Genomic DNA, 17,497 nt, shown 5'->3' on the forward strand with positions numbered 1-17,497 from the left:
GCTCCATTCGCGGCCCGTGGCGGCGGCCTTCCCGGTGTCGGGCCAGGTCACGCGGGTTCACGAGCGTCGACGCCGAGCGCGCCGAGCAGCGTGCCGAGCTTGGTGGTGGTCTCGTCGAGCTCGGTCTCGGGGTCCGAGGCCGCGACGATGCCACCGCCTGCCCACGCGAGCGCCGTGGTCCCGCCGGCGTCGATCTCGGCGCACCGGATCGTCACCACCCAGTCGCCGTTGCCGGCCGCGTCGCACCAGCCGACCGCGCCGCCGTAGAAGCGGCGGTCCCCTTCGAGTTCGCGGATCGCGTCGAGCGCGCGGGCGGTGGGTGTGCCGCACACCGCCGGGGTCGGGTGCAGGAGGGTGGCGAGTTCGAGCGAACCGACGGACGGGTTGCGTAGTTCGCCGCGGATGGGGCTGGCCAGGTGCCACAGTTCACCGGTCCGGGTGAGTTCGGGCGCGGCCGGCACCTCCAGCTCCCCGCACAGCGGGCCCAGGATCTCGCGGATCCATTCGACGACGAACGCATGCTCGGCCAGATTCTTCGACGACGCCAGCAGCTCCGCCCCCTCCGCGCGGTCGGCGTCCGGGTCGCTGTGGCGCGGCGCCGACCCGGCCAGTGGTCGGCACGTGACCGTGCGGCCGCGTCGGCTCAGCAGGATCTCGGGGCTCGCACCGACGAGCGTGTGCCCGACGTAGCCGTCGCCGGCGGCGCTGAGGTCGACGGCGAACCCGTTGGCCGCCGCGTGCCGGGTGACCATGCGTGCGGCCAGCGTCTCCGCCGAGATCGGCTCGCCGGCGGCCAGCTGTACCGCCCGGGCGGCGACGACCTTGTCGAGCTCACCGCGGCGCAGCCGCTCGATCAGCCCGCGGACCCGGTCGACATGCACTGCGGTGCTGGGAATTTCGCGCTCGATCCGGACCTTGGGTAGCGGCGGACCGGCCTCCGGGCGCCACGGACCGGGCATCCACGACACCGTCTCGGGGACGGTGAGGGCGGCGCACGCGGCGGGATCGAACGGCAGCGCGCCGACGACCAGTTCGGCGCGGGCGGCCGCGAGAGCCGCTACGGCCGCATCGGTGTTGTCGAATCGTTCCCGTGTCCCGGTGGTGCGGAGAGTGCGGTCGGGGCGCGAGAGGAGAAAGCCGTCCATGGTGAAGCCGACGATAGTCGGGCCGCCCGGCCCGACGCCGTCTAGGTTCGCGCCCTCACTTGCCGGGCGGCACGATCAGCACGGGCCGGTGACTGTGCCGCAGCACGTGGTCGGCGACGCTGCTCTGGAGCAGTGAACGCAGGCCCGTCGTGCCGCGGGTGCCGGTGACGATGATGTCGGCATTCAGCTCGTCGGCAGCCTCGACGATGGTGGCCCAGATCGCGGTCGCGGATTCGCAGCACCGGCCCTCGGCGTTGAGGCCCGCCGCGAGCGCCAGGTCCAGGCCCTCCTCGTTGGTGGCCTTCGCGTCGGTGAGCGCGACGTCCTCGGAGGCCTCGTCCGGGACCCACTCGGGCTGCATCACGCCGGACAGCCCGGACATGCGCGCGGCCTGGCGGACCATCGGCTCCCAGGCGGTGACGACGACGGCGCGATTCGCGGCCAGGAAGCGGCCGGCGTGTTCGATCGCCCGCTTGGCGTTGTCGGAGCCGTCGTATGCGATGAGCATGAGATCTGCAGGCACTGTGACCTCCTGAAATCGGGGTCGACCGCGGTCGGCGGCCTTCGGCTTCCGTTCTTGAAGATTACCTTGCCATTACCCCCGCCGCTCGGCTCGAAAAACGGCTCGAAACGATGTGGACTACCGTCGAATGCATGCGAATCCGACATGCTGTGGCCCTCGCGCTGTGCGCCGGACTGGCCGTCGGCTGTTCGTCCGGCGACGGCGGCGACACGTCCACCACCTCGGCGCAATCCGCGCAGTCCTCGACGACTCAGACCACGTCGCAGACCACGTCGGCACGGCCGTCGCTGCCGGGGTTCGGGGGATCCGCGGTCTGCGGCCCCGCCTTCCTGGATTCGCTCACGCAGCGCGAGAAGCTCGCTCAGCTGCTCACCGTCGGGGTCACCGGCACCGCGGACGCGCTCGACGTCGTGCAGTCGGAGGGGATCGGCGGCATCTTCATCGGCAGTTGGACGGACGAGTCGATGCTCGCGAACGGCGAGGTGGCGCAGGTCGCGGACACCAGTGCGATCCCGTTGATGGTCACGATCGACGAGGAGGGCGGCCGGGTGTCCCGTGTGGACGAACTGTTCGGACCGGACCCGTCGGCGCGCGAGGTCGCGCAGACCATGACGACGGACGAGACGTATCAGATGGCGCTCGAGCGAGGACGCGAGCTGCGGGGCCTCGGCATCACCGTGAACTTCGCGCCGGACGTCGACGTCAGTGGTCAGCCTGACGACTCGGTGATCGGGGACCGGTCGTTCTCGGACGATCCCGAGGTGGTGACGCAGTACGCGGAGGCGTACGCACGGGGCATGCGGGAGGCCGGAATCCTGCCGGTGCTCAAGCACTTCCCGGGACACGGCTCGGCATCGGGGGATTCGCACACCGGTGCGGTCACCGCGCCGCCGCTGAACCAGTTGCAGACGTCCGATCTGGTGCCGTACCGCAATCTCGTGGATACCGAGGTCGGGGTCATGCTCGGGCATCTGAGCGTTCCGGGGCTGACGACCGACGGACTTCCGGCGAGCCTGAGCCCGGAGGCGGTCTCGTTGCTGCGTGAGGGCACCGGCTACGACGCGCCGCCGTTCACCGGGCCCATCTTCACCGACGACCTGAGCGGGATGAAGGCCATCACCGACCGCTACGACATCGCGCAGGCGGTGGAGCAGGCGCTGAAGTCGGGCGTGACGGTGGCGTTGTGGCTCACGACCGACGAGGTCCCGCGGGTTCTGGACCATCTCGAGCAGGCGGTGTCGTCCGGGCGTCTGCCCGAGGCTCAGGTCGATTCCTCGGTGCTCACGCTGGCGCGCGCGAAGGGCGCGGTGACCTGCTGACCCGGATCTGGGTCACAATGGAGCGTCCTGTCGTGACCGTCGATCTTCTTACCATCGAGTAAGATGGCACTTCTTACCTGTGGTTGGAGGAATTATGGCTGGTGGCACCAAACGGCTGCCCAGGGCCGTCCGTGAGCAGCAGATGCTCGACGCCGCGGTCGAGGTCTTCTCCGACAACGGGTTCCACGACGCGTCGATGGACTCGATCGCGGCCAAGGCGAACATTTCCAAGCCGATGCTGTACCTGTACTACGGCTCCAAGGACGAGCTGTTCGCGGCGTGTATCCACCGTGAGGGGCTGCGGTTCGTCGAGGCCATCTCGCCGGCGGGCGATCCCAACCTGCCGCCGCGGGAGCAGTTGCGTGCCGCGCTGACGGGTTTCCTCGGCTTCGTCGACGAGAACCGCAGCTCCTGGATGGTGCTGTACCGGCAGGCTATCGGTCAGCAGGCGTTCGCGTCGCAGGTCGGGAGCAGTCGTGACCGGCTGATCGAGCTGACGGCGAAACTGCTCGAGTCCAGCACCAAGGACCCGGAGCCCGCTACCGACTTCTCGATCATGGCGGTCGCGCTGGTCGGCGCGGGCGAGGCGGTTGCGGACCGCGTCGCCGGCGGCGAGATCAAGGTCGCCGCGGCCGTCGAGTTGCTCGAGAACCTCGCGTGGCGCGGTCTGGCCGGCAAGAAGAGGTAGTCACAGACCCTGCGGACGGGCCCCGGGCGGAGTTTCCGTCCGGGGCCCGTTGCCGTGTCGGGTGTCAGTACCAGTGCTTGCGTCCGCCGACGGCGCGACCTGCCGCGCCGAGGATGAGCAACACGGCGCCGACGATCAGTGCGATGACACCGAGGGTCCACAGGATCGGGATCTTGATCAGCAGGCCGAGGACGAGCAGGATGATGCCGAGGGTGATCATGTTCCGCCCCTTTCGTTATCGATAGACAGCCGTTCGCGGTGGGCGGTGGTGTGGCGGGTGGTCAGGCGGCACCGCGTTGCGGTGCCCGGCGCTCCCGGAGAAGCATCGCGCGCTCGGACTCGCCGACGCCGCCCCACACTCCGAACGGTTCCGGCACAGCGAGGGAATGCTCGAGGCACTTGTTCACGACCGGGCAGGACGCGCAGATCGCCTTGGCGCGGCGTTCACGCATCATGCGGGCGTTGCCGCGCTCGCCGGTGGGCGGGAAGAAGATCGATTCGTTCATGCCCTGGCAGCTGCCGTGCTGCTGCCATTCCCAGGTGTCGGCCAGGGGTGCGAGGTTCGGTCGGATTCCGGTCATCGAATGCTCCTCGTGAAGGTTCGTCGGCCGCCGATCGCGTCGGTGCGCGGCTCGGGGCCTCGTGAAGGCGCGCGCCGGTGGGGCGCTGCGCTGGCTGCGACCTGTCAGGCGGCGCTGAGCCTGTCGTCGGCGGACGGTGTGGCCGGGTCGCCTCCGTACATCTGCTCCAAGCGGCGCTTGATTTCTTCGGTGCTGAGCGACCATGTCGCAGACGTGCGGCCTGCAAAGGTCGGGCGATGCGCACTCACGTGTGGTCATCCTTTCTTCTCTGATACGGCCCACCCGTAGCCGGTGAAACCTCTCGGTTCGCCGCTCGGGCTCGGAAGACCGGTGGGTGGAGTGCGCCTGCCTGCCTCGTTCGGCGTGGGCTGACTTCTCCGTCTCACTCTTCTTCGCTTGCATCTGGAAGCTTTGACTTCCCAACCGTACAACAAAATCTATGTCTGCCAAAACAGATATGTTGAATCGTCCAGTGGATCAGATCTCCAGTGCAGGTAGGGGGGGTGATTCCCGGAATATCGCGGACCGAGGTTCGGGTGTGTCGCTGATCCGTGTCGAACGTGTGAGGGAATCTGATTCAGCTGCCGCACATTCGGTATGGTCCCGGTGATACCGTGGTGCAGAGAAACCGCTTGCAGAGGCCGCTCGGGAGTCGGTACGGGGCCACCTGCGGGCGTGAATCCGACGCGACCCACCTCGACGCGATATGAAGGCCACGATGACGCAACAGTCTCCGCCCCGATCGACCCGCGGAGTCTACGGAATTTCGGTGACTTCGGAGTTGACCGGAATCGGCCCGCAGACTCTGCGGCTGTACGAGCGTCGCGGGCTCATCGCGCCGTCGCGTACGGGCGGCGGCACGCGCCGCTACAGCGAAGAGGACATCTACCGCCTCGCGCGGGTGTCCGAGCTGGTCGATGCCGGCGTCAATCTGACCGGGATCCGGCAGATCCTCGATCTGGAGGCTGCCAACGCCGAGCTCGTCGCCGAGAACGGGCGTCTGCTGAGCGAATTGGACGGCCGGCAGGCCTGATACCGCGCCGACACAGACGCCCGGGTGTGGTCGAGGTAGCTCGAGCACGCCCGGGCGTCTGTGGCCGTACCGGTCCTACCGCAGGGTGGCGGTGAGGTGCGGGTAGCCCTTCTTGGGGTTCTTCAGTGCCAGATCCCAGCCGTCGGGCGTCTTGTCGGCGTACAGGTTCACCGTGGCCGGCAGCACGATCGGCTTGCCGAAGCGGACGCTGTACGTCACTCGGTCGGGGAGGCGGCCCTCGAGCGGTTGTAGCGCGGCCGCGGCACTCCACATGCCGTGTGCAATGGTCCCCGGGAAGCCGAACGCCTTGGCGCCCAGTGAGGTTACGTGAATCGGGTTCCGGTCACCCGACACCGTCGCGTACCGGCTGATGATCCGCTGATCCACCCGCAACGTGCGGGTCGGTGGCGGCGGGACCTCGGCCTTGTGTTCGGTCTTCGCCTCCTTCGGCGCGTCCGTCGGGTGCATCTTCAGGAACGTGCTGAGCTGACGCCACACCAGTTCCCGGCCTACCGAGATCTCGCTGACGAAGTCCACCTGCGTGCCCTTGGTGTGCGGGCGCAGATTCTCGGCGCGGACCGACAGGTCCAGCGGCTCGCTCATCGAGATCGGGCGCAGTTGCTCGATCACGTTGTCGGTGTGCACGGAACCGATTGCGGGGAAGGGGAAATCGCGCGACGTGAGCAGTCGCATCACGCTCGGGAAGACGAGCGTGAACGGGTACGTGATCGGCAGTGTGTCGCCGAACCGCAGACCGCACACCTTGGCGTAAGCCGCGAGGTTCGCGCTGTCCACCCGAAGCCCCTGTAGGGCGAGGGTCTCCTTCGGCAGGCTGCGCTTACCGGACGGCTTGGTGAACGGCAGTGCGCCCAGCGCCGCGCGTGCGTAGTTGTCGAGGGTCCCGGGCTGCTCGCGCAACTGCACGAGGGTGCCCTTGCGGCCGGTCATCACGCGCCCAGCAGCGACTGGCCGCACACACGCACGACCTGGCCGGTGACGGCGCCCGACGCCGGGCTGGCGAAGTACGACACCAGTTCCGCGACGTCCACGGTCTGACCGCCCTGCAGCAGCGAGCTCATCCGGCGTCCCGCCTCGCGGGTCGCGAACGGGATCGCGGCGGTCATCGCGGTCTCGATGAAGCCGGGGGCGACGGCGTTGATGGTGATCTTCTTCTCGGCCAGCACCGGTGCGGTGGCCTGGACCAGTCCGATCACGCCGGCCTTCGACGTACCGTAGTTGGTCTGTCCGCGGTTGCCGGCGATACCGGCGATGGAGGACACGTCCACCACGCGGCCACCCTCGCGGAGCACGCCCTTCGCGACCAGGGCGTCGGTGATCTTCTGCGGGGCAAGGAGGTTGACGCCGATCACGCTGTTCCAGCGGGACTCGTCCATGTTCGCGAGCGTCTTGTCGCGGGTGATGCCGGCGTTGTGGACGATGATGTCGACGCCGCCGTGGCGCTCCATCAGGTGCTCGGCGAGCTTGTCGGCGGCGTCGGCGGCCGTGACGTCGAGTGCGAGGGACGTGCCGCCCACCTTGTTGGCGGTCTCTGACAGCGCCTCGCCGGCGGCCGGGATGTCGGCGCACACGACCTGTGCGCCGTCGCGGGAGAGGACCTCGGCGATGGTGGCGCCGATGCCGCGCGCGGCACCGGTCACGACGGCGACCTTGCCCTCGAGCGGGCGGTCCCAGCTCGCGGGAGCGACCGCCTCCTCGGCGCTGACGCGGATCACCTGGCCGTCGACGAACGCGGACTTGGCCGAGAGCAGGAAGCGGAGGGTGGACTCGAGGCCCGACAGTCCGGTGGCGGCGTCGGGGGAGACGTAGACCAGCTGGGCGGTGGCGCCACGCTTGATCTCCTTGCCGACGCTGCGGGTGAAGCCCTCGAGCGCGCGCTGGGCGATCTGCTCGTCGACGCCCGACGCGAGCTCCGGCGTGGTGCCGAGGACGACGACGCGGGCGGACGGCGCGAGGTTGCGGATGACGGGCTGGAAGAACTCGAACAGCTGCACCAGTTCGGTGACCTGGCCGATGCCGGTCGCGTCGAACACCAGCGCGCCGTAGCGGTCGTCGTGCGGCTGTGCTGCCGGGTAGTCCGACAGCAGCTCGCGGATCGGCTCCACGAGACGACCCTTGCCGCCGATCAGGACCGGGCCTGCCAGGGGCGGCTCGCCGGCCTTGTAGCGACGCAGCTTCTCCGGCTGCGGCAACCCGGCCTGCTTGGCGATGAACGCGCCCGGCGCGGACGAGAGGAACTGTGAGTAGAGGTCGGGAGCGCCCTTGCTGGCTGCCACGGTCCACCTTCTTTGTCGCAATCGGGCACCCGTACATCCGGGTGCGGTGTCGACATTGAACTTACTCTGGAGTAAGTTCAATGTCGAGTGCAGAACCCACCGCCGAGGCGGATCGACCATGCGGATCTCGAGCAGCTTCCAGCGGGATCCCCCCACCTACATGGAGACCGACGTGACCAGCAGAGCCCGTAATCGCAGCGCCAAGCCGGCACCCGCACCGCAGTCCGGTGGTCGGCAGCTTCGCCCCGTCGCCATCGTCGGCGGCAACCGCATTCCCTTCGCGCGCTCGGATCGGGCGTACGCGCACGCGTCCAACCAGGACATGTTCACCGCGACGCTGGACGGGCTGGTCAGCCGCTTCGGGCTGCAGGGTGAACAGCTGGGCATGGTCGTCGGCGGCGCGGTGCTCAAGCACAGCCGCGACTTCAACCTCATGCGTGAGTGCGTGCTCGGCAGCGCGCTGAGCCCCTACACCCCGGCGTACGACCTGCAGCAGGCGTGCGGCACCGGTCTGCAGTCGATCATCGCGGTCGGTGACGCCATCGCGGCCGGCCGGATCGAGGCCGGCGTCGGCGGCGGTGTGGACACGACGTCCGATGCGCCGATCGGCGTGAACAACGAGCTGCGCGAGTTCCTGCTCTCGATGAACCGCGCGCGCTCCACCGCGGACCGGGTGAAGCTGCTCGGCCAGGTGCGCCCGTCGATGCTGGGCATCGAGATCCCGCGCAACGGCGAGCCTCGCACCGGGCTGTCGATGGGCGACCACGCCGCGATCACCGCGAAGGAGTTCGGCGTCCGCCGCGAGGATCAGGACGAACTGGCGGCCGCGAGCCACAAGAACATGGCTGCCGCGTACGACCGCGGGTTCTTCGACGACCTGGTCACCCCGTTCCTGGGCCTGACCCGCGACGACAACCTGCGCCCCGACTCCAATGTCGACAAGCTGGCGACGCTCAAGCCGGTGTTCGGCACCAAGCTGGGCGACGCGACCATGACGGCGGGCAACTCCACCCCGCTCACCGACGGCGCGTCCGCGGTGCTGCTGTCCACCGACGAGTGGGCCGCCGAGCGGAACCTGCCGGTGCTGGCGCACCTGGTGGACTCCGAGACCGCCGCCGTCGACTACATCCACGGCCCGGACGGGCTGCTGATGGCGCCGACGTATGCGATCCCGCGCCTGCTGGCCCGCAACGGTCTCACTCTGCAGGACTTCGACTTCTACGAGATCCACGAGGCGTTCGCGTCGGTCGTGCTGGCGACCCTGCAGGCGTTCGAATCCGACGAGTACTGCAAGGAGCGCCTGGGCCTGGACGGGGCACTGGGCAGCATCGACCGGTCCAAGCTCAACGTCAACGGATCGTCGCTCGCGGCCGGTCACCCGTTCGCGGCCACGGGCGGCCGCATCGTCGCCTCGCTCGCGAAGATGCTGGCGGAGAAGGGTTCGGGTCGCGGCCTGATCTCGATCTGTGCGGCCGGCGGCCAGGGCGTCACCGCGATCGTCGAGGTCTGATCGCCAGGTCGGGACAGAAATCCGACCGACCTGGAACCGAGGATGTAACGCGGCCCGTAGGGGAGCGATAATCCAGTCGGCCCCGTGTTATTGCCTGACCCCCGACCTGGCAATCACACGGGGCCGCTCTACGTTCTCTACCCCTTCGGGTGGACGGAATGATGCGAGTGGTGGCTGCCGACCGGGATTCCCCGGCGGTTGCCTGGAGTCCCGAGGACTAGGCTGCACGGGTAGAAACACGTAATGCGACGGCCCGGCACGGTGTCGATTCGGCAGGAGGGCCCATTGATGAGTGACGAGCGCGACGGCAAGAGCGGTTCCGAAAACCATCCGGACGGTCCGGCGCCGGACGAGAACCCCACCGAGATCATGCCGGTTGTGCCGTCGGAGCCCGACGATTCGACGCCGGATGTCGCGCCCGAGCCGACACCGGATCCGCCTTCCGAGACGGCGCAGGAGCCGACACCGGAACCCGCGGCCGTGCCGGTGCCGGACGTCTCGTCCGAGGCCCCCACCGAGGTTTTCGCGGTCACGCCCGCAGATCCCGAACCGGCGGCTGATCCCGCTCCGGAGCCGCCTGTCGACCCCGCGACGGAGCCCGACTCGAAGGCAACGACCGAGTCGGCGTCGCCGGGGAGGCCGGGCTGGGTGAAGTATGCGGCGATCGCCGGCGGCGTGGTGGTCGTGGCGGCCATCGGGTATGCCGTGGACTGGGTCGTCTCCGCCGACCGGGTGCCGCGCGGTGTCACCGTCGCCGGTGTGGAGATCGGTGGCGAGAGCATGTCGTCGGCCGAGGCGACGCTGCGCGCTCAACTCGGCCCGCGCGTGGACAGCCCGGTGCCGGTGCTCGCCGGGACCACCGAGAGCACGATCGTGCCGGCGCAGGCCGGTGTCGGCGTCGACTGGGCCGCCACCCTCGACCGTGTCGGTGAGCAGCCGGTCAACCCGTTCACCCGAGTGGCGTCGTTGTTCACCAATCGTGAGGTCGGGCTCGTCTCGACGGTCGACGAGAACGCGCTCGACGGCGCGATCGCCGGCGTGCAGAAGGAATCGGATCGGGCGCCCCGTGAGGGCAACGTCGTGTTCGAGGGTGCGGCCCCCGTTGGGATCGCGCCGTTGCCGGGGCAGAGCCTGCGGGTGGACGACGCCGCCGACACGTTCGTGGCGGACTGGGCCTTCGGCACCACCGTGGACCTGCCGGTCGACGTCGTCGACGTGACGGTGACGCAGGCCGGAGTCGATGCCGCGCTGCGCGAGGTCGCAACGCCCGCGGTCGCGTCGAACGTCGTGGTCACCGGGCGTGACGGTGCCGTCGCGGCACTGCCCCGGGACCAGGTCGGCAAGGTTCTGACGTTCGTTCCGGACGGCGGCGGCGGTCTGTCCCCGCAGTACAACGTCGAGGCGGCCACCGGAATCCTGGCGCCGCAGCTCGCGAGCACCGACATCAAGCCCAAGGACGCGCAGATCAGTCTCGCGAGCGGGTCGCCCCAGGTGATCCCGTCGGTGACCGGCGACATGGTGCAGTGGCCCAAGACGCTCGAGCCGTTGCCGGCGCTGCTCGCCGCGCCCGGTGAGCGAACCACTCCCGCGATCTACGAGCCCGTGGAGCCGGCACTCACGACCGAGGGCGCGAACGCGCTCGGCATCCGCGAGGTGATCGGCGAGTACACCACCGGAGGGTTCGAGTACGCGTCCGGCGTCAACATCCGGCTCGCGGCCAGCCAGATCAACGGTGCCCTCGTCAAGCCGGGAGAGACCTTCTCGTTCGACGCCTACACCGGTCCCCGTGGCGCGGCGCAGGGCTATGTCGACTCGGGCATCATCAACAACGGCCGTCCGGACAAGGCGGTCGGCGGCGGCATCAGTCAGCTCGCGACCACCCTCTACAACGCCACGTACTTCGCCGGCATGGAGGACGTCGAGCACACCGAGCACAGCTACTACATCTCCCGCTATCCGGCGGCCCGCGAGGCGACGGTGTTCGAGGGCTCGATCGACCTGAAGTTCCGGAACCCGTCCAAGACGGGCGTGATGATCCAGACCATCGGGACCAGTTCGAACATCACGGTGCGCGTCTGGGGCACCAAGACCGTCGATGTCGAGTCGGTCACCGGCGGCCGCACCAACCAGACGTCACCGAACACGATCACCCTCCCCGCCGGCCCGCACTGCGTGCCGTCCGGCGGCGCACCGGGATTCACCACCAGTGACACCCGGATCATCACCGACGCCAAGACCGGCGCCGAGATCTCGCGCAACACCCGGACGGTCAGGTACGACCCGGTCCCGATCGTGAAGTGCGTGTCGAACGAGCCGGCCCCGAGGCCCTCGGAGGAGGGCGCGCCGCCGGCGCCGACCCCCGGCGGGTAGTTCCCGTCCCAGCTGAAGGGACCGTTCATGCGCTGACACTCATGAACGGTCCCTTCAGCTCATCGAGCGCGGCCCTCACACCTCGATCGGCGGGTGCAACCGCATCAGCGTCCAGGCCCGGTCCCGCCGCACCGAGAGGGCACTCGCGAGGAGTGATGCCAGCAGCAGTCCGAGGAGCACCGCGATCGACACCCACAGCCGGGAGTCGATGCCGCCGACGGTGAGTTGTCGTAGGCCGTTGACGGCGTAGGTCATCGGGTCGAACGGGTGCAGGATCTGGAACGGTTTCGCGGTGGTCTCCACGGGGTAGATGCCGCCGGACGACACGAGTTGCAGCATCAGGAACGCGAGCGTCACGACGCGGCCGACGGCGGGTCCGAAGATGGCGTTGAAGGCCTGGATCAGGGCCATGTAGGTCAGGCCGACCAGTCCGAGGAACGCGATGGTGCCGAATACGTAGACCGGCACCAGCCCGACGCCGAAGTGGACCACGACGTACATGACGAGCACCTGCGCGATCGCGATGAGCGCGGCCGGCCAATACGACGCGAGGACGACCCGCATCGCGCCCAGCCCGGTCGAGATCGGCCGGGTCTGGACCGGCCGCAACAGCATCCACGTGATGATGCCGCCGACGAACAGTGCCAGGGGCAGGAAGAACGGCGCGAAGCCGGTGCCGAACGTCTTGGCCTTGTTGTCGTGGTGCTGGTCCAGGGCGACGGGTGCCGACAGCGTCTGCGCGACGGTGGTGCGCTGCTGCGGATCCCAGGCGGGGACCTGTTCGCTGCCCTCCTTCAGCTGGGACGCGAGTTCGTCGGATCCGTCCTTCAGCTGAGTGGTTCCTGCGGCGAGCTGCCCGGCGCCCTGCGCGAGAGTCTCGCCGCCGCTCGACAGCTGGGCCAGACCGTCGTCGAGGGTGCGGGCGCCCGACGCGGCCTGCTGCCCACCGGTCTGCAGTTGCGTCAGACCGTCCCGCAGCTGTCCGGCACCGCCGACGGCCTGGGACATTCCCGACCGGTAGGGGCTCGACGGGTCGCCGAGCTGGAACGCGAGTTGCCATGCGCCGTCCTCGAGTTGGGCGAGCTGTCCCCGCATGGCCGGGTCCAGTGCCGGGCCGAGGGCTCCGGTCACCTGTCCGACCAGTTGGGTCACTCCGGCGCTGAGCGCTCCGGCACCGTTCCCGAGTTGGACTGTGGCGCCCGACAGCTGGTCGAGGCCTGCGGACAGCGCGGACGCCCCACCGGATGCGGTGTCGATGCCCGCGGAGAGCTGCGCCGTGCCGTCGGCGAGGGCTGTCGAGCCGGAGTGGGCGGTGCCCAGGCCGTCGGCGAGCGTGCGGGAGCCGCCCGCGAGTTGCTGTGCGCCACCGTCGGCCGCCTGCACACCGGCCGCGAGCTGTCCGGCGCCGTCGGCGGCCTTGCGGAGTCCGTCGCCCGCCGCGCCGAGGCCGACGAGTGCCTGGTCCACTGACTGCTCACCGATCTGCGCGCCGACGACGTTCAGGATCTGTTGCGCGGCGTTCTGCCCGATGACGGTGCCGAGGTAGTTGTTGGCGTCGTTGTAGGTGAAGATGAGCCGGGCCTTCTGCGGATCCGGTCCGGTGGGCGAGGCCACGGACTTGCTGAAGTCGCCGGGCAGCGTCACCGAGAAGTAGTAGCGTCCGTCCGCGACACCGGTGGACGCCTCGTACGCGCTCACCTCGTGGAAGTCGAGGTCGCCGGAGTCCATCAGGCCCTGCGCCACCTGGTCCCCGGCGTTGAGGGGTTTGCCGTCCACGACGGTGCCGTGGTCGCTGTTGACCAGCGCCACCGGAATCTTGCCGGTCTGGCTGAACGGATCCCAGAACGCCCACAGGTACAGCGCGCCGTACAGCAGTGGCATCAGCACGATCGTCACGAGGGCGACCCGCGGCATCAGCCCGCGCGAGAACCGCTTGAGTTCGGTGCCGAGCGACATCCCTGCCAGCATGGCTACTCCTCGCTTCCGGGGGCCGAGCCGTTCGCGGCCGCCGCCGTGTCGGCCAGCGGGTGGAACTCGTGGGCGGGCGAACCCGGTGGCAGTGGGTTGACGGCGGACGCGATCACCGTCTGCCTGGCGCCCAGTGCCGCGAGCCGGTCGACCAGCACAGCGCGGTCGTACTCGTCCCGCACCTGTTCGAGATCGTCGACCAGCAGTACCGGGGGAACCTGGGTGTCGGCGACGGCGATCCGCAGCAGCATCGCATCCAGTTCGTCGAGATCGCTGACGTAGTCGGTGAGCCGTGGCAGCGGCCGATCCCCGAACACCGGCGCACATACGTGCTCGAGCTCGCGCCGGCCGGCTCGGCGGATCAGCCGGTACCACGTTGCGTCCCAGCGGATCTGCTCGGTGATCAGGTCGCGTACCGTCACCGATTCGGAGATGGTGTCGATGCCGGCGAATCCGGCGATCGCGGACACCGCACGGATCTGGGCAGGCTTGGTGCGTCCGAGGACCGTCAGCGTGCCCGACGACGGTTTCATCCGCCCGCTCAGGGTGAGTAGCAAGGACGTGCGTCCCGAACCGGCGAAACCCTGGATCACGGCCAGCCCGCCGAACGGAATCCGTAGGTCCACGGGGCCGAACACCGGTCCCAGGGCGCCACGACGGGTCAGGCCCTGGGCGAGCACGGCCGGTGCCGGAGCGGGCGGCGAGTACGGGTCGTCATTGCTGGTCACTGCTGGTCACCAACCTCGGGTCCGGTGGCAGGGCGTCAACACGAACAGCCAAACACACCAGCGCCGTCCGCGCCCGGGCACCGAACGAAAGAACCCCCGCGCACGCGATGTGCACGGGGGTTCTTCGTCGATCAGGGAATCAGAACGCGGCCTCGTCCAGCTCCATGATGTCGTTGTCCAGGTGCGAGAGGATGTTGCGGGTCGCGGTCAGCTCGGGCAGCACGTTCTTCGCGAAGAACGACGCGGTCGCGACCTTGCCCTCGTAGAACGGCTTGTCCTTGTCGGTGACGCCCTCGTCGAGCGCCTTGATCGCGATCTCGGACTGGCGCAGCAGCTGCCAGCCGACGAGCAGGTCGCCGACGGACATCAGGAACCGCACCGAGCCGAGACCCACCTTGTACAGCTCGGTGGGCTGCTCCTGGGCGCCCATGAGGTGACCGGTGAGGACCGCGGCCATGCCCTGGACGTCCTCGAGGGCGGTCGAGAGCAGTGCCCGCTCGGTCTTGAGCCGGCCGTTGCCGGCCTCGCTGTCGATGAACTTCTTGATCTCTCCGGCCACGTGGGCCAGGGCGACGCCGCGGTCACGAGCGATCTTGCGGAAGAAGAAGTCCTGCGCCTGGATCGCGGTGGTGCCCTCGTACAGCGAGTCGATCTTCGAGTCGCGGATGTACTGCTCGATCGGGTAGTCCTGCAGGAAGCCGGAGCCGCCGAGGGTCTGCAGGCTCTCGGTCAGGTACTGGTAGGCCCGCTCGGAGCCGACGCCCTTGACGATCGGCAGCAGCAGATCGTTGACGCGGAACGCGGTCTCCTTGTCGGCGCCGGAGACCAGCGCGGCGACCGCGTCGTCCTGGTGCGCGGCCGTGTAGAGGTACACCGCGCGCAGGCCCTCGGCGTAGGCCTTCTGCATCGCGAGGCTGCGCCGCACGTCCGGGTGGTGCGTGATGGTGACGCGCGGGGCGGTCTTGTCCGTCATCTGCGTCAGGTCGGAGCCCTGGACGCGCTCCTTGGCGTAGTCCCGCGCGTTGAGGTAGCCGGTGGACAGCGTGGAGATGGCCTTGGTGCCCACCATCATTCGAGCGTGCTCGATGACGTCGAACATCTGGGCGATACCGTTGTGGACCTCGCCGACGAGCCAGCCCTGGGCGGGAACGCCGTGGCCACCGAAGGTGAGCTCACACGTCGTGGATGCCTTGAGGCCCATCTTGTGCTCGACGTTGGTGACGAAGACGCCGTTGCGGTCGCCGAGTTCGTTCTTCTCGAAGTCGAAGTGGAACTTCGGGACGAAGAACAGGCTCAGGCCCTTGGTGCCCGGTCCGGCGCCCTCGGGGCGGGCCAGCACCAGGTGGAAGATGTTCTCGAACAGGTCGTCGGACGTGGCGGACGTGATGAACCGCTTGACGCCCTCGATGTGCCAGGAGCCGTCGTCCTGCTTGATGGCCTTGGTGCGGCCGGCGCCCACGTCGGAACCGGCGTCCGGCTCCGTCAGAACCATGGTGGCACCCCAGCCGCGCTCGACACAGGTTGCCGCCCACTGCTTCTGCTCGTCCGTGCCGTTGTGGAAGAGCACGTCTGCGAACGACGGGCCGGCCTGGTACATGAACGCGGCGGGCTGTGCGCCCAGCAGCATCTCGGCGATGGCCCACACCACGGCGCGCGGAACGGGAACGCCGCCGATCTCCTCGCTCAGGCCCATGCGGTACCACTCGGCGTCCCACATCGCCTTGAACGACTTCTTGAAGGGCTCCGGGAGGGTCGCCTCGTGCTTCTCGGGGTCGAACACCGGCGGGTTGCGGTCGGTGTCGGCGAACGCCTCGCCGAGCGGGCCCTCCGCGAGGCGCGCGACCTCGGACAGCATCTCCTTGACGGTGTCGGCGTCGAGATCCCCCCACACGCCCTCACTCAGCGGCTTGTCCAGACCCAGTACCTCGAAGAGGTTGAACTCGAGGTCGCGGACGTTGCTCTTGTAGTGGCCCATGTTTGCTCTCCCTGAAGTGGCACTGCGTTGGTGCGGTCTTGCATTCCGGAGTACCGCCCAAGTAGCTACTCGTCGGTAACTTAGCCGATGTTACCCGTGATTAAGTTAGCTGCCAAGGGCGGGCTTGCGGGCGACGAGGAGCGCGTCGATCGCGGTGCCGCCCTCGACGTCGCGATAGCGCCGTTCGGCCACCGTGACGTCGAGGCGTCCCTTCAGATCATCCTTCAGATCGTCAGGGGTGTAAAGGATTTCGGGATCGGGCGGGCCGCCGACGCCTCGGGTGGGATTGAGGGCGTCGTGGCCGAGAATCATGAGGATTCCGTCAGGTTTGAGCGAGTCGATGACGCGGCTCACAAGTGCGCGCCGCTGTGTCGGCTCGAGGTGGACGAAGATCATGAGGACCAGGTCATAGTCCGACACATCCGCTGTCGTGATGTCGCCGCAGACGTAGTTCAGGCGCTGTTGCACCGAGCGGGGGGACTGTTTCGCGATCTCCCGGGCCTTCTCGATCGCGACGCTCGAGTAGTCGACGCCGGTGGTCTCCCAGCCCCGTGTCGCGAGCCACAGCGCGTGCCGGCCCTCACCGCATGCCAGGTCCAGTGCCCGCCCGGCCGGCAGCGACGTCGCGAACTCGACCACTACCGGGTTCGGCGGGGTGCCCCACACCATGTCGGCCTGTGAATAGCGCTCGTCCCAGTCCTGTGCATCCATGGGGACGACGGTATCGCCCGGCGGGGGTGGCCTCTGGGTGTCCTCGCGATCGTTCATCCCCCGTTCGCGATTTGCGCACTTGTCGATCTCGCGGGGGCCTCCACATCAAACGACAAGTGCGCAAATCGTGGGGCGTCAGCCGACGGTGATGCGCCGGTGGGCGAGCTTCCAGCGGCCGTCCTCGTATCGGTGCGTGTCGTCGTAGCGTCCGACGCCCGCGAGGCGGGGCTCGCTCGTGGTGTCGCGGAAGAACAGCCAGTACGCCGTCGACGACGCCTCGACGTCCGAGTCGAGCGACACCGAGACGGTGGTGATGACGTGCCGGCTGGACGTGCCCGGCCCCTGGACGCCGCCGGCCCGCCGTTCGCGCACGCCCTCCTCGATCGACGCGACACCCTCGCGGAGCTGCGCGGCCATGCCCGTCACCGGGTTGGGCTGCGACTCCCAGATCGCGTCCGCGCTGAAGTTCGCCAGGTAGTCCTCGACGGTCCCGTCGTCGGCGAGCTGCGCGATGCGGGCCAGGAGGTCCTGGATCTCACCGCGGGGGTCGGTGCTCGTCTGCTGGTCCACGCCTTCTCCTCAGCTCGCCACCTGGTTGGTACCAAGTGTTTGCTTGGGACGTTAGCAGTGGGCCGACGTGATCCACGTCGCG

At 68.8% G+C, this 17,497-nt stretch carries 17 protein-coding genes; 5 read left to right on the forward strand and 12 right to left on the reverse strand.

The features are described from left to right. Positions 1-47: 47 nt before the first annotated feature. Positions 48-1,145 carry an isochorismate synthase gene (locus AC1RIF_RS19125; RefSeq protein WP_492602944.1) on the reverse strand — a complete coding sequence of 366 codons (1,098 nt, stop codon included), beginning with the start codon at positions 1,143-1,145 and terminating at the stop codon, positions 48-50. Positions 1,146-1,200: 55 nt separating this feature from the next. After that, positions 1,201-1,668, reverse strand: a complete 468-nt coding sequence (locus AC1RIF_RS19130; RefSeq protein WP_492602945.1) for a universal stress protein — start codon at positions 1,666-1,668, stop codon at positions 1,201-1,203. Positions 1,669-1,799: 131 nt separating this feature from the next. On the opposite strand from AC1RIF_RS19130, the gene AC1RIF_RS19135 reads away from it, so the two are divergent. Then, on the forward strand, positions 1,800-2,987 hold the full coding sequence (locus AC1RIF_RS19135; RefSeq protein WP_492602946.1) for a glycoside hydrolase family 3 N-terminal domain-containing protein: 1,188 nt from the start codon (positions 1,800-1,802) through the stop codon (positions 2,985-2,987). Positions 2,988-3,081: 94 nt separating this feature from the next. Beyond that, entirely contained in the window at positions 3,082-3,675 is a 594-nt protein-coding gene (locus AC1RIF_RS19140; RefSeq protein WP_492602947.1) for a TetR/AcrR family transcriptional regulator, read from the forward strand. A gap of 64 nt (positions 3,676-3,739) precedes the next feature. Here the strand turns inward: AC1RIF_RS19140 and AC1RIF_RS19145 are convergent, their stop codons facing one another. The 3 genes from AC1RIF_RS19145 to AC1RIF_RS19155 all read right to left on the reverse strand — a co-directional run bounded on the left by AC1RIF_RS19145 (position 3,740) and on the right by AC1RIF_RS19155 (position 4,504). Then, positions 3,740-3,895 (reverse strand): DUF6131 family protein, encoded by a 156-nt coding sequence (locus AC1RIF_RS19145; RefSeq protein ID WP_174913263.1) that lies wholly within the window; start codon positions 3,893-3,895, stop codon positions 3,740-3,742. Between the two features lie 61 nt (positions 3,896-3,956). After that, positions 3,957-4,256, reverse strand: coding sequence for a WhiB family transcriptional regulator (locus AC1RIF_RS19150; protein ID WP_492602948.1), 300 nt, complete (start codon positions 4,254-4,256; stop codon positions 3,957-3,959). 104 nt (positions 4,257-4,360) lie between these two features. After that, positions 4,361-4,504: a hypothetical protein gene (locus AC1RIF_RS19155; protein ID WP_492602949.1), complete on the reverse strand. Its 144-nt coding sequence runs from the start codon at positions 4,502-4,504 to the stop codon at positions 4,361-4,363. Positions 4,505-4,962: 458 nt separating this feature from the next. Between AC1RIF_RS19155 and AC1RIF_RS19160 the strand changes: the two genes are divergently transcribed. Further along, on the forward strand, positions 4,963-5,289 hold the full coding sequence (locus tag AC1RIF_RS19160) for a MerR family transcriptional regulator (RefSeq protein ID WP_492602950.1): 327 nt from the start codon (positions 4,963-4,965) through the stop codon (positions 5,287-5,289). Between the two features lie 75 nt (positions 5,290-5,364). Here AC1RIF_RS19160 and AC1RIF_RS19165 read toward each other — a convergent pair whose 3' ends face one another. Beyond that, positions 5,365-6,237 (reverse strand): MaoC/PaaZ C-terminal domain-containing protein, encoded by an 873-nt coding sequence (locus AC1RIF_RS19165; protein WP_492602951.1) that lies wholly within the window; start codon positions 6,235-6,237, stop codon positions 5,365-5,367. Continuing rightward, the gene (locus AC1RIF_RS19170) at positions 6,237-7,583 is read right to left on the reverse strand and encodes a 3-oxoacyl-ACP reductase (protein ID WP_492602952.1); all 1,347 of its coding nucleotides are present in this window, start codon (positions 7,581-7,583) and stop codon (positions 6,237-6,239) included. The genes AC1RIF_RS19165 and AC1RIF_RS19170 overlap by 1 nt, the downstream gene beginning before the upstream one ends. Before the next feature lie 172 nt (positions 7,584-7,755). Here AC1RIF_RS19170 and AC1RIF_RS19175 point away from each other — a divergent pair, with 172 nt between their 5' ends. Next, complete coding sequence (locus AC1RIF_RS19175; protein WP_492603144.1) at positions 7,756-9,093, forward strand: acetyl-CoA C-acetyltransferase; 1,338 nt, start codon at positions 7,756-7,758, stop codon at positions 9,091-9,093. Positions 9,094-9,381: 288 nt separating this feature from the next. Beyond that, entirely contained in the window at positions 9,382-11,463 is a 2,082-nt protein-coding gene (locus AC1RIF_RS19180) for a VanW family protein (protein WP_492602953.1), read from the forward strand. A 75-nt stretch (positions 11,464-11,538) separates the two neighbouring features. On the opposite strand, the gene AC1RIF_RS19185 is transcribed toward AC1RIF_RS19180, so the two are convergent. The 5 genes from AC1RIF_RS19185 to AC1RIF_RS19205 form a co-directional block, all read right to left on the reverse strand. Continuing rightward, the gene (locus tag AC1RIF_RS19185) at positions 11,539-13,431 is read right to left on the reverse strand and encodes a YhgE/Pip family protein (protein WP_492602954.1); all 1,893 of its coding nucleotides are present in this window, start codon (positions 13,429-13,431) and stop codon (positions 11,539-11,541) included. A gap of 2 nt (positions 13,432-13,433) precedes the next feature. Then, positions 13,434-14,159, reverse strand: coding sequence for a hypothetical protein (locus AC1RIF_RS19190; RefSeq protein ID WP_492602955.1), 726 nt, complete (start codon positions 14,157-14,159; stop codon positions 13,434-13,436). Between the two features lie 139 nt (positions 14,160-14,298). Next, entirely contained in the window at positions 14,299-16,134 is a 1,836-nt protein-coding gene (locus AC1RIF_RS19195) for an acyl-CoA dehydrogenase (RefSeq protein WP_492602956.1), read from the reverse strand. Between the two features lie 105 nt (positions 16,135-16,239). Further along, the gene (locus tag AC1RIF_RS19200) at positions 16,240-16,845 is read right to left on the reverse strand and encodes a class I SAM-dependent methyltransferase (protein WP_492602957.1); all 606 of its coding nucleotides are present in this window, start codon (positions 16,843-16,845) and stop codon (positions 16,240-16,242) included. Between the two features lie 135 nt (positions 16,846-16,980). Next, positions 16,981-17,415 (reverse strand): nuclear transport factor 2 family protein, encoded by a 435-nt coding sequence (locus AC1RIF_RS19205; protein ID WP_492602958.1) that lies wholly within the window; start codon positions 17,413-17,415, stop codon positions 16,981-16,983. Positions 17,416-17,497 lie beyond the last annotated feature (82 nt).

Source organism: Prescottella sp. GW823-FHT02E09 (genome assembly GCF_058797375.1).